At 72.5% G+C, this 12,572-nt stretch carries 6 protein-coding genes; 4 read left to right on the top strand and 2 right to left on the bottom strand.

The window, feature by feature from the left end; genetic code table 11:
• The first annotated feature begins 19 nt into the window (after positions 1-19).
• From NS331_RS12725 to NS331_RS12715, 3 genes are read left to right on the top strand one after another with little or no spacing between them, the layout of a single operon-like run.
• A complete protein-coding gene (locus NS331_RS12725) occupies positions 20-6,901 on the top strand; it encodes a tandem-95 repeat protein (RefSeq protein ID WP_058642362.1) in 6,882 nt (2,293 codons plus the stop codon).
• The gene (locus NS331_RS12720; RefSeq protein WP_082702435.1) at positions 6,898-9,426 is read left to right on the top strand and encodes a hybrid sensor histidine kinase/response regulator; all 2,529 of its coding nucleotides are present in this window, start codon (positions 6,898-6,900) and stop codon (positions 9,424-9,426) included. The genes NS331_RS12725 and NS331_RS12720 overlap by 4 nt, the downstream gene beginning before the upstream one ends.
• A gap of 7 nt (positions 9,427-9,433) precedes the next feature.
• Positions 9,434-11,206: a GGDEF/EAL domain-containing response regulator gene (locus NS331_RS12715; RefSeq protein WP_058642360.1), complete on the top strand. Its 1,773-nt coding sequence runs from the start codon at positions 9,434-9,436 to the stop codon at positions 11,204-11,206.
• Positions 11,207-11,263: 57 nt separating this feature from the next.
• Here NS331_RS12715 and NS331_RS12710 read toward each other — a convergent pair whose 3' ends face one another.
• Positions 11,264-11,845, bottom strand: a complete 582-nt coding sequence (locus tag NS331_RS12710) for an IMPACT family protein (RefSeq protein ID WP_058642359.1) — start codon at positions 11,843-11,845, stop codon at positions 11,264-11,266.
• An 83-nt stretch (positions 11,846-11,928) separates the two neighbouring features.
• On the opposite strand from NS331_RS12710, the gene NS331_RS12705 reads away from it, so the two are divergent.
• Positions 11,929-12,279 carry a DUF1304 domain-containing protein gene (locus NS331_RS12705; protein WP_058642358.1) on the top strand — a complete coding sequence of 117 codons (351 nt, stop codon included), beginning with the start codon at positions 11,929-11,931 and terminating at the stop codon, positions 12,277-12,279.
• 131 nt (positions 12,280-12,410) lie between these two features.
• Here NS331_RS12705 and NS331_RS27140 read toward each other — a convergent pair.
• Positions 12,411-12,572: thioredoxin domain-containing protein (locus tag NS331_RS27140; RefSeq protein ID WP_242873732.1), on the bottom strand; the 162-nt coding region annotated here is incomplete at its 5' end.

Below are 12,572 nucleotides of genomic sequence, written 5' to 3'. Positions count from 1 at the left end.
CCCGACCGCCACCTCTGCCATGGCCCGCCCTGCCGACCCCGGCTTCGCCCGTCCCGTCGTGGAAGCGATGGAGGAGCGCATCCTGCATTCCGCGGACCTCGCCGGCCTGGCCGTCGGCACCGGCATGCTGTCCACGGGGGCGCTGCAGCCCGCCTTCGCGGCGCAGCCGCAGCAGGCGAGCGCCAACGAAATCGCCTTCGTCGATCTGTCGCTGCCCGACGCCGCCGGAATGGTGGCCGACCTGCGCCAGCAGCAGGCCGCCGGCCGGCCGATCGAGGTGGTGACCATCGGCGCCGACGAGGACGGCCTGGCCGTGATGTCCGGCGCCCTGGCCGGCCGCAGCGGGCTGGACGCCGTGCATGTGCTGGCCCACGGCAGCGACGGCCGCCTGCAGCTGGGCACCAGCGTGCTCGACGCCGCCGCGCTGCTGCAGCGCGCGCCCGAGGTGGCCGGCTGGTCCGCCGCACTGGCGCCGGGCGCCGACTTGCTGCTCTACGGCTGCGACCTGGCCGGGACGACGGTCGGCCAGTCGCTGGTGCAGGACATCGCCGACCTCACCGGCGCCGACGTCGCCGCCAGCACCGACCTCACCGGCGCCGCGGAACGTGGCGGCGACTGGACGCTGGAATACACCACGGGCGGCCCGATCCACGCCGCCTCGGCCGTCAGCGCCGCCGAGCAGGCGAGCTGGCAAGGGCTGATGGCCACCTACACCGTGACCTCGGTGCTCGACCAGGGCGTGGTGCCCGGCACGCTGCGCTGGGCCATCGACCAGGCCAACGCGCAGGCCGGCACCGACACCATCGTCTTCGCCGTCGACGGTACTTTCTCGCTCGCCGGCCTCCCTCTCCTTGCCTCGCAGAGCGAGGATGGCAATGCGAGCGGCGATCTCGACATCACCGACAGTGTCGAGATCGTGGGCAACGGCGCTGGTCGGACGATCATCGACGGCGGCGGCCAGGACCGGGTGTTCGATGTGCGCGGCGGCAGCGTGACGTTGTCGGGCATGACCATCCAGAACGGTGCCAGCGCGCAGGGCGGCGGCGTGCGCGTCGTGCAGAACGCGGCGTTGACGCTGAACGACGCGGTGGTGCAGAACAACAACGGCTACAACAGACAAGGCAAGGGGGGCGGCATCTACACCGACGGCCGCCTCGCGCTTAACCGCACGCGCGTGCAGCAGAACGGCGACGGCAGCGCCCGCGTCAACGGTGCCGGCATCTACGTGGACACGCATGGCAGCTTGAACGCCAACGATGCCGAGCTGTCGCAGAACAGGGCGGGCAACACCGACGGTGGCGGCATCTACGTGCATGCAGGCGCCAGTGCCATCCTGCAGCGCGCCACGCTCGCCGACAACAGCGCGACCTTCGGCGGCGGCGTCGACAACTTCGGCGCATTCAGCGGCACCAACATCACCTTCAGCGGCAACTCGGCCAGCCAGTACGGTGGCGCGGCCTGGACCAGCGGTTCTTTCGTGCTCGACCACGCCACCGTCGCCGACAACTCGGCACCCGACGCCGGCGGCGTGTATGCGGCCAACGGCTTCACGGCCGGCAATTCGCTGTTTGCCAACAATGGCGGCGGCAACAGCCACAGCGTGGCGGCGTCGAACGGCTACAACCTCAGCACCGACGGCACGCTGGGCCTGTCGGGCCCGGGCGACCGCAACAACACGGGCGTGGCCCTGCAGGGCCTGGCCGACAACGGCGGCTTCGGCCGCACGCGGGCCACAGCGTCGGGCAATCCGGCCGTCAATGCGGCCAACCCCAACGATGGCGTGACCACCGACCAGCGCGGCGTGGCGCGGTCCGGCCGCGCCGACATCGGCGCCTACGAACTCGCGTTGCAGCCGCCCACCATCAGCACCATCGGCGACCAGCGCATCGACGAGGACGGCAGTACTGGCGCGATCAATTTCACCGTCGGCGACCCGGACACCAATGTCGACGACCTGGTGGTCGAGGTGCGGGCGGACGACGGCAAACTGCTGCCGGCTTCTGGCGTCGTGCTGGGCGGCAACGGCGGCGCGCGCACCCTCACCTTGACACCGGCCGCCAATGCCAATGGCCGCAGCGCCGTCACGGTGACTGTGCGCGATCCCGAGGGCAACGCCGCCAGCACCCGCTTCACGCTGACCGTCGACCCGGTCAACGATGCGCCGACGGTGAACGACAAAACGGTCAACATCCTGCAGGGCACGGTGCTGACCGGCCAGGTGACCGGCAGCGATGTCGACGGCGACGCGCTGAGCTACGCCAAAGGCGTCGATCCGCTGCACGGCACGCTGGTGGTGGCGGTGTCCGGGGCGTACGTCTACATGCCGCTGCTCAACTTCGTCGGTACCGATCGCTTCGTGGTGGCCGTGAGCGATGGCAATGGCGGCGTCGTCAACGCGACCATCACCGTCCAGGTCGGCGCATCGAACCGTGCGCCGGCGGTGACGGACGCCGCGCAAGCCACCGCGGAGGACACACCGGTGTCGGGCCGAGTGACCGGCAGCGATGCGGATGGGGACCCCCTGACTTACGCCAAGGGCAGCGATCCGCGCAACGGCACGGCGGTGGTGGCCGCCGATGGCCGCTGGACGTACACGCCGAACCGCGACTTCAACGGCGACGACAGCTTCACAGTCATCGTCAGCGACGGCAAGGGCGGCACGGCGACCTCGACGGTGCGCCTCACCGTCACGCCGGTGAACGATGCGCCGACGGTGGGCGACACCGCGCAGACCACCGCCGAGGACACGCCAGCGTCGGGCCAGGTGCAGGGCGCCGACGTGGACGGCGATGCGCTGAGCTACGCCAAGGGAAGCGATCCCCGAAGCGGCACGGCGGTGGTGGCTGCCGATGGCCGGTGGACGTACACGCCGAACCGCGACTTCAACGGCAACGACAGCTTCACGGTCATCGTCAACGACGGCAAGGGCGGCACGGCGACCTCGACGGTGCGCCTCACGGTCACGCCGGTGAACGACGCGCCGACGGTGGGCGACGACAACGTCGCCACGGCCGAAGACACGTCCGTCGCCGGCCAGGTGCAGGGCGCCGACGTGGACGGCGACGCGCTGAGCTATGCCAAGGGCAGCGACCCGCGCAACGGCACGGCGGTGGTGGCCGCCGATGGTCGGTGGACGTACACGCCGAACCGCAACTTCAATGGCAACGACAGCTTCACCGTCATCGTCAACGACGGCAAGGGCGGCACGGCGACCTCGACGGTGCGCCTCACGGTCACGCCGGTGAACGACGCGCCGACGGTGGGCGACACCGCGCAGACCACCGCCGAGGACACGCCGGTCTCTGGCCAGGTGCAAGGCGCCGACGTGGACGGCGACGCGCTGGGCTACGGCAAGGGCAGCGATCCGCGAAACGGCGCAGTCGTGGTCGCCGCCGATGGCCGCTGGACGTACACGCCCAACCGCGATTTCAATGGCACCGACAGCTTCACCGTCATCGTCAGCGACGGCAATGGCGGCACGGCCATCTCGACGGTGCGCCTCATCGTCACGCCGGTGAACGATGCGCCGACGATCACCGACGCCGCGCAGACCACCGCCGAGGACACGCCGGTCTCCGGCCGGGTGCAGGGCGCCGACGTGGACGGCGACGCGCTGAGCTATGCCAAGGGCAGCGACCCGCGCAACGGCACGGCGGTGGTGGCCGCCGATGGTCGGTGGACGTACACGCCGAACCGCGACTTCAACGGCAACGACAGCTTCACGGTCATCGTCAACGACGGCAATGGCGGCACGGCGACCTCGACGGTGCGCATCACGGTCACGTCGGTGAACGACGCGCCGACAGTGGGCGACACCGCGCAGACCACCGCCGAGGACACGCCGGTCTCCGGCCAGGTTCAGGGCGCCGATGTTGACGGCGACGCGCTGGGCTACGGCAAGGGCAGCGATCCGCGCAACGGCACGGCAGTGGTGGCCGCCGATGGCCGGTGGACGTACACGCCGAACCGCGACTTCAACGGCAACGACAGCTTTACGGTCATCGTCAGCGACGGCAAGGGCGGCACGGCGACCTCGACGGTGCGCCTCACCGTCACGCCGGTGAACGACGCGCCGACGGTGGGCGACGACAACGTCGCCACGGCCGAAGACACGTCCGTCGCCGGCCAGGTGCAGGGCGCCGACGTGGACGGCGACGCGTTGAGCTACGCCAAGGGCGGCGACCCGCGCAACGGCACGGCGGTGGTGGCCGCCGATGGTCGGTGGACGTACACGCCGAACCGCAACTTCAATGGCAACGACAGCTTCACCGTCATCGTCAACGACGGCAATGGCGGCACGGCGACCTCGACGGTGCGCATCACCGTCACGCCGGTGAACGACGCGCCGACCGTGGGCGACTATGCGCCGACGACGGCGGAAGACACGCCGGTCTCCGGCCAGGTGCAGGGCGCCGACGTGGACGGCGACGCGCTGAGCTACGCCAAGGGCAGCGACCCGCGCAGCGGCACGGCGGTGGTGGCCGCCGATGGCCGCTGGACGTACACGCCGAACCGCGACTTCAACGGCAACGACAGCTTTACGGTCATCGTCAGCGACGGCAAGGGCGGCATGGCGACCTCGACTGTGCGCATCACGGTCACGCCGGTCAACGATGCGCCGACGGTGTCCGACTACAACGTCAGCACGGGTGAAAACCTGGCCATCACCGGCCAGGTCAACGGCGGCGACGTGGACGGCGACACGCTGAGCTACGCCAAGGGCAGCGATCCACTGCACGGCATCGTGGTCGTCACCGCGACCGGGCTCTACGTCTACACGCCGTCGTCGAACTACAACGGCGTCGACCGCTTCACCGTCGTCGTGAGCGACGGCCAGGGCGGCGCCGCGGTGTCCACGGTCACCATCAACGTGGGCGCCGTCAACGACGCGCCGGTGGTGGGCGACGATGCGCAGACCACGGCAGAGGACACGCCGGTCTCCGGCGCGGTGCAGGGGTCGGACGTGGACGGGGATGCGCTGAGCTATGCCAAGGCCAGCGACCCGCGCAACGGCACGGCGGTGGTCGCCGCCGACGGCCGCTGGACGTACACGCCGAACCAGGACTTCAACGGCAGCGACAGCTTCACCGTGGTGGTGAGCGACGGCAACGGCGGCACGGCCGTCGCCACGGTGCGCATCACCGTCACGCCGGTGGACGACCCCAGCGTGCTGCGGCCCGACACCGCCACCACGCCCGAGGACACGCCGGCGTCGGGCAATGTGCTGGACAACGACGGCGACGTGGACGACGCCCTGCGCGTGGTTTCCTTCCAGGTGGTGGGCCAGTCCGCCACGGTGGCGGCCGGCGGCACGGCCACGGTGGCCGGCGTCGGCCGCTTCACCCTGGCGGCCGACGGGCAGTGGCAGTTCACGCCCGACGCCGACTGGAACGGCCGCGTCCCGCAGATCGCCTACACCACCAACACCGGCGCCGGCAGCACGCTCGACATCACCGTCACCCCCGTCAACGACGCGCCGGTGATGGCCGACATGGCCACCGGCACGGACGAGGACGCGCCGCTCGCCGGTCGCCTGGCCGCCACCGACGTGGACGGCGACACGCTCACCTATGCCAAGGCCGGCGATCCGCTGCACGGCAAGGTGGTGGTGGCCCCCGACGGCGGCTTCGTCTACACGCCGGACGCCGACTTTTATGGCGACGACCGCTTCGACGTGCGCGTGAGCGACGGCCAGGGCGGCAGCACGCGCGCCACCGTGCGCATCGCCATCGCGCCGGTGAACGACGGCCCGCGCGCCGGCGCCGCGCTGCCCGCGCAACAGGCCACGGCCCGCAGCCCTTTCGGCTACACCATGCCGGCGGATGCCTTCGTGGACCCGGACGGCGACAGCCTGCGCTACAGCGCGACGCTGGCCAGCGGCGCGCCGCTGCCGGACTGGCTGGGCTTCGATGCCGCCACCGGCCGCTTCAGCGGCATGGCACCCGTGGCCCAGGCCGGGCAACTGCTGGTGCGCGTGCGGGCGACCGATCCGCAGGGCCTGTACGCCGATACGATGATGTCGCTGGACGTCACGGCCGTGCCCGTCCCGGCCGTGGCGCCTGCACCCGCCGAGCCGCCGCCTGTGGCGCCTGCCGCGGCCGAGCCGCCACCGCCCATGGCGACCTCGCCGGCCGAGCCGCAGCCCTTTGTCCCCGCTCTGGCCAGTCCGCGGACGCCCGCGGCAGCCGTCAACCCGCTGGCCCCGGCGGATGCGCAAGTGGCGAACGCGCCGGCCTTGGCGTCCCTCGCACCCGACGCAGCCTTCCCATCCCTGATCGTGCGCTCGCCCATCGCCGACGCCGAGCAACTCGGCGGCGTGGCGCGCTGGACGGCGCGCGCCGTCGAGGCCGCGCCGCCCCTGCTGCGCCTGCCGATGGAAGCCGCCCACTGGCTGATGCGCGACCCGGCCCATCGCCCCGACGCGCTGGCGACCGTGCTGCCCGACCTGCCGGCGGGCGAAGCGGCGCCCCACGCGCGCGCCATAGGCCATGACGAGGCCCGCCGCCTGCTCGACGAGGCGCGCCAGGCCGGCGCGTCGACGGGCGTGCTGCGCCTGTCCGTGGCCGGCACGGGCACGCTGGCGGCCAGCAGCCTGTCGATCGGCTACGTCTTCTGGTTGCTGCGCGGCGGCGTGCTGGCGAGCGCCATGCTGTCGGCCCTGCCGGCCTGGCAGATGATCGATCCGCTGCCGGTGATGGCCGCGAGCCGCAACCGCAAGCGTCCGAAGCGCGGGCCGGTGGCGCCCGGCGAGCGCGAGGTCGAGCGGCTGTTCGACCGGTCCTCCGGCGCCACCCCGGCGTCCGCCTCGCCCGCCTCGCCCGCCTCGTCGACCCCGGCGGCGGCCTCGTCCGGCCCGGGCATGCCGCAGGGCCTGCCGCCCGCGGCGGGAGCCGTCCCATGAGGGGGGCCTGGAAGGCCCTGGTGCGCCTGGCCCGGCGCGTGCCCACCGCCCTGCACCTGGCCCTGGGCCTGGTCGGCATCGCGCTGGCGGCGCTCGGCGGTGCCCTCTGGCTCGGGCTGGTGCCCGATGCCGGTGCCGTCGAGCGGGCCCACCGCGCCTCGGTCGCCGAAACCATGGCCATCGCCGTCTCCGGCCCGCTGGGGCAGGGCGACGATGCCGCGGCGCAGGACCTGCTGTCCTTCATGGCCGAGCGCAATCCCGGCCTGCGCTCGGTGGGCGTGCGCACCCACGACGGCCGGCTGGTGGCGCAGGTCGGCGGGCATGCGGCGGACTGGTCGGCCGGACCGGTGGGCGAGCTGGCCGACGGCGAGATGCGCGTGCCGGTGCTGCAGGACGGCGGCACCTGGGGCAATGTGGAGTTCCGCTTCCAGCCGCTGCGCGCGCCCGGGCTGCTCGGCCAGCTGCAGGACCCGCGGCTGCTGCTGCTCGCCTTCGTGCTGCTGACCTGCCTGCCCCTGTTCACGCTGTACCTGCACCGCATGCTGCGCGAGCTGGACCCCTCGCGCGTGGTGCCGGCCCGCGTGCGTGCCGCCTACGACACGCTGACCGAGGGCCTGCTGGTGCTCGACGCCGACGGCACCATCGTGCTGGCCAACAAGTCCACCGGCACCATGTTCGGCGTGGACGAGGTGCAACTCATCGGCCGCTCGCCCGACGAGTTCGCCTGGACCGACCCCGACGAGCAGCCCCTGGCCGCGGCGGCGCTGCCCTGGCGGCGGGTGCTGGCCAGCCGCATGCTGGAGCGCGACGTGCACCTGCACGTGTGCGGCGCGCAGGGCCGCGCCTATGCGCTGCGGGCCAACTGCTCGCCCATCCTCGCGCCGGACGGCGCGCTGCAGGCGCTGGTGGTGAGTTTCCAGGACGTGACCGAACTGGAGCAGCGCGGCATCGCCCTGCGCGAGGCCAAGAACCAGGCCGATGCCGCCAACGAGGCCAAGAGCCGCTTCCTGGCCAACATGAGCCACGAGATCCGCACGCCGATGAACGCCATCCTGGGCTTCACCGAGGTGCTGCGCCGCGGCGGCCAGCGCGGGCCGGGCGAGGCGTCCAAGTACCTGGACATCATCCATTCCAGCGGCCAGCACCTGCTCACGCTCATCAACGACATCCTGGACCTGTCCAAGGTCGAGGCCGGCCAGCTGGAGGTGGAGCGCCATCCCATCGCGCCGCACGAGGTGGCGGCCGAAGTGGTGCAGACCCTGGCTGACCGTGCCGCCAGCAAGGGCATCGGCCTGCAGCTGGACCTGCCCGCGCGGCTGCCGGCCACGGTGCCGGGCGATGCGGTGCGGCTGCGGCAGATCCTCACCAACCTGGTGGGCAACGCCATCAAGTTCACCGCCGAGGGCGAGGTGCGCGTGGCGCTGCGGCTGCGCCTGCACGGCACCGCCACGCACTACTGCATCGACGTGCAGGACACCGGCATCGGCATCGCCGCCGACAAGCTGGACGACATCTTCGAGCCCTTCGTGCAGGCCGAGTCGTCCACCACGCGGCGCTTCGGCGGCACCGGGCTGGGTCTGACCATCAGCCGCGGCTTCGCCCGTGCCATGGGCGGTGACATCGAGGTGCGCAGCGAGCCCGGGCGGGGCACCACCTTCAGCCTGTGGCTCGCCGCCGAGCCGCTGGGCGCCGCGGCCATGATCGACCCCGCCGAGGCGCTTGCCGACCGGCAGGCGGGCGAGGCCGTACCGGCGGTGCGCTGGCGCTTCGACGGCGGCCGCGTGCTGGTGGCCGACGACGGGGCCGAGAACCGCGAGCTGGTGCGCGTGCTCCTGGAAGAGGCCGGCCTGCAGGTGGACGAGGCCGAAAACGGCCGCGAGGCGGTCGATGCCGTCGCCGCCGGCCACTACGACCTGGTGCTCATGGACATCCAGATGCCCGTCATGAGCGGCCCCGAGGCCACGCGCGTGCTGCGCCAGCGCGGCTTCACGCTGCCGGTGATCGCCCTCACCGCCAATGCCATGAAGGGCTTCGAGCGCGAGCTGGACGAGGCCGGCTTCTCCGGCCACCAGACCAAGCCCATCGTCGCCAACCAGCTGCTGCGCGAGCTGGCCCGCCGCCTGGGCGGCCGCGCCGAGCCGAACCGCGCGACGGCCGGGGCGGCTCCGGCGGCGCCGGTGGCCGACGTGCCCGATGCGCCGCTGGTCTCCACCCTGGCCAGCCACGAGAAGATCGGCCGCATCGTGCAGCGCTTCGTCGACCAGCTGCCCGCCAAGCTGCAGGAGATGCGCCAGGCCGTGCAGCAGGGCCGCCAGGACGAAGCGGCCGCGCTCGCGCACTGGCTCAAGGGCGCCGGCGGCAGCATGGGCTTTGCCGAACTCTTCGAACCCGCCAAGTCGCTGGAAGAGGCCGTGCAGGCCGGCGACGCCGTCCGCGCCCAGGCCCTGCTGCAGGTCCTGGATGCCCTGGGCCGGCGCATCGCGCTCGGCGCCGGCACCGGCGCTCCCTCCGTCTCGACCACCTGACCCACCCATGCCCAGCGTGCCGCCACCTTCGCCCCTGCTGTCGTCCACCCTGATGATGGTGGACGACGATCCCCTGATGACGGACCTGGTGCAGACCTACCTGGAGGAGGCGGGCTACACCCGCTTCATCGCCACGCAGGAGCCCGCCGACGCGGCCGCGCTGCTGCGCCAGCACCGTCCCGAGCTGCTGCTGCTGGACCTGGTCATGCCCGGCATCTCCGGCTTCGAGATCCTGGAGCAGGTGCGCGCCGACGAAGCGCTGCGCCATCTGCCGGTGATCGTGCTCACCGCCGCCAGCGACCCGGCGTCCAAGCTGCGGGCCCTGCAGCTGGGCGCCACCGACTTCCTGGCCAAGCCGGTGGATCCGAGCGAACTGGTGCTGCGGGTGCGCAACACGCTGGTCTTCCGCCACTACCACGAGCGGCTGATCCATTACGACCAGCTCACCGGCCTGCCCAACGGCACGCTGTTCGGCAAGAGCCTGCAGGCGCTGCTGGCGAAGGCGGCGGCGCGGGACGAGCGCACGGCGCTGTTCAGCATCGGCGTGCCCGAATGCCGGCAACTGCGCGAAAGCCTGGACCCGGCCGCCGCCGAGCTGCTGACCACCGTGGTCGCGCGCCGGCTGGAGCGCCTGGCAGAGCGCTTCGGCGCCCGGCGCGAGGGCGACGGCGGCGTGCGTGCCGCCCGGCTAGACGAGCAGCATTTCACCCTGGTGATCGATGCGCTGCCGGGCCCGCAGGCGCTGCCCGCCATGGCCAAGGCCGTGCTCGCCGCGCTGGCCGAGCCGGTGCGCATGCGCGGCCTGGACGTGGCGCCCACGCCCTGGCTGGGCGCGGCCATGGCCCCCGACGACGGCACCAGCGCCCGCGCCCTGTGCCAGAGCGCCGACCTGGCCCTGACCGAGGGCCGGCGCAGCGGCCAGCCGCTGAGCTTCGCCTCGCCGCAGCTCAACGCCCAGTCCTACCAGCGCACCCTGCTCGGCGCGCAGCTGCGCGGCGCCGCCGCCCGCGGCGAGCTGCGGCTGCACTACCAGCCGAAGGTGGACGTCGGCAGCCGCCGCATCGCCGGCGTGGAGGCACTGGTGCGCTGGCAGCATCCCGAGCGCGGCCTGGTGCCGCCGGCCGAGTTCATTCCCCTGTCCGAAGAAATGGGCCTGGTGCAGGAGGTCGGCCAGTGGGTGATCGAGCATGCCTGCCGCGACGTCGCCGCCTGGGCGGCCGACGGACTGGGCGCGGTGTCGGTGTCGGTCAATGTGGCCAAGCCGCAGATCATCGGCGGCGACCTGGAAGGCGTGCTGCGCCGCGCCCTGGCCGACAGCGGCCTGCCCGCGGCCCAGCTGGTGGTGGAGCTGACCGAGAGCATGCTGATGAACGAGGTGCCGGCCTGCCTGAGTACCCTGCACGAGATCAAGGCCACCGGCATCTCGCTGTCGCTGGACGACTTCGGCACCGGCTATTCCTCGCTGTCCTACCTCAAGCAGTTTCCGCTGGACGAGCTCAAGGTGGACCGCAGCTTCGTCATGGACCTGCCCGGCACCCATGCCGACACCGCGCTGGTGCGCACCGTGATCGACCTGGGCCACAGCCTGGGCATGCGGGTGGTGGCCGAAGGCGTGGAAACCCAGGCGCAGCTCGACTGCCTGCAGCGCCTGGATTGCGACCTGGTGCAGGGCTTCCTGTTCAGCCGGCCGGTGACGGAGCCGGCGCTGCGCCGGCTGCTGGCGGGCGACCTGCCGATGGCGGCGACGCCGATGACGGTCGTTGGGCAACTGACGGGCTGACGTGCCGCCGCTGCCGGCGGCGCGTCCGCCGGGCATGACGGCTTCGGTCGCACGGTCTCAGGGCCAGCCGGCGCGGCCCTGGGCGGCATCGTCGATGCGCGTGCGCAGGGCCGCCGCCTCGGTGTCGACCACCTCGAAATGCAGCGTGACCAGGCTGTCGTGCGCCACCTCCAGCAGCACGGCGCCGGCCTGCGCCAGCAGGCGCCGCAGCGTGCCCTCCAGCGCGTAGGGCACCTGGCAGGCCAGCGCCACGCGGCGCTGCAGCGGCACCGGCTCGGCCGCCTTCAGCGCCTGCGCCACGGCGTCGGTGTAGGCCCGCACCAGGCCGCCCGCGCCCAGCTTGATGCCGCCGAAGTAGCGCACCACGGTGGCCAGCACGCCCTCCAGGTCGTGGTGGCGCAGCACCTCCAGCATCGGCCGGCCGGCAGTGCCGGCGGGCTCGCCGTCGTCCACCGCGGCCGACTGGCCGCCCGCCATCAAGGCCCAGCACACATGCGCCGCGTCCGGATGCGCGGCCCGCAGTTGCGCCACCACGGCCTGGGCGGCCTGCCGGTCGGGCACCGGCTGCACGCAGGCGAGGAAGCGGCTCTTGCGCACCTCCAGTTCGAAGTGGGCGGGCGCGGCGAGGGAGAAGGGCATGGCGAAACGGTGCGTGCGCGGCGGCGGGCGAGTCGGCGATGATGCCCCAGGCCCGAAGGGCGGCCGAGGAAAGAGAGACCCACATGATCGGAAACCTGCTGACGGCCCTCGTGGCGCTCATCCACGTCTACATCCTGGCGCTGGAGATGTTCTTCTGGGACACGCCGCGCGGCCACAAGGCTTTCGGCCTGACGCCGGAGTTCGCCCTCGCCACGCGCGTGCTGGCGGCCAACCAGGGGCTCTACAACGGCTTCCTGGCGGCCGGCCTGTTCTGGGGACTGTGGCTGGGTGCCGCCGGCCTCGCGGTCAAGCTCTTCTTCCTGGCCTGCGTGGCCGTGGCGGGGCTCTACGGCGCCGCCACCTCGAGCCGCAAAATCCTGTTCGTGCAGACCGTGCCGGCGGCGCTGGCGATGGCGGTGCTGCTGATCGTCTGAACCGGTGCCGGCGCTGCGCGCACCGCTCGGTGCCGCTCGTTGCCGCTCGCGCTGACGCGACATCACTGTTCGCGCTGATGCGACATCACTGCTCGCTCTAACGCCACATCGCCGTTCGCGCTGAAGCCCCTTCACCGTTCGCGCTGAGCCTGTCGAAGCGCCTGCTGCGTCCAGCGCACGATGTCCGCGGCCCCCATCGCACCCGGCTGGCGCGCCACCTCGCGGCCACCCACGAAGAGCGCGAGCGTCGGGATGCTGCGGATGCCGAAGCGGGCGGCCAGCGCCTGCTGGGC

The organism is Pseudacidovorax intermedius (assembly GCF_001476815.1).
In the GTDB taxonomy this organism is placed as follows: domain Bacteria; phylum Pseudomonadota; class Gammaproteobacteria; order Burkholderiales; family Burkholderiaceae_C; genus Xenophilus; species Xenophilus intermedius_A.
Note: the sequence above shows the minus strand (reverse complement) of the source record. Positions and strands in the feature narration are given on the sequence as shown.

Coding starts and splice junctions, on each gene's coding strand:
- NS331_RS12715 (WP_058642360.1), top strand. CDS start 9,434: ATGCCCAGCGTGCCGCCACCTTCGCCCCTGCTGTCGTCCACCCTGATG.
- NS331_RS12725 (WP_058642362.1), top strand. CDS start 20: ATGGCCCGCCCTGCCGACCCCGGCTTCGCCCGTCCCGTCGTGGAAGCG.
- NS331_RS12705 (WP_058642358.1), top strand. CDS start 11,929: ATGATCGGAAACCTGCTGACGGCCCTCGTGGCGCTCATCCACGTCTAC.
- NS331_RS12720 (WP_082702435.1), top strand. CDS start 6,898: ATGAGGGGGGCCTGGAAGGCCCTGGTGCGCCTGGCCCGGCGCGTGCCC.
- NS331_RS12710 (WP_058642359.1), bottom strand. CDS start 11,845: ATGCCCTTCTCCCTCGCCGCGCCCGCCCACTTCGAACTGGAGGTGCGC.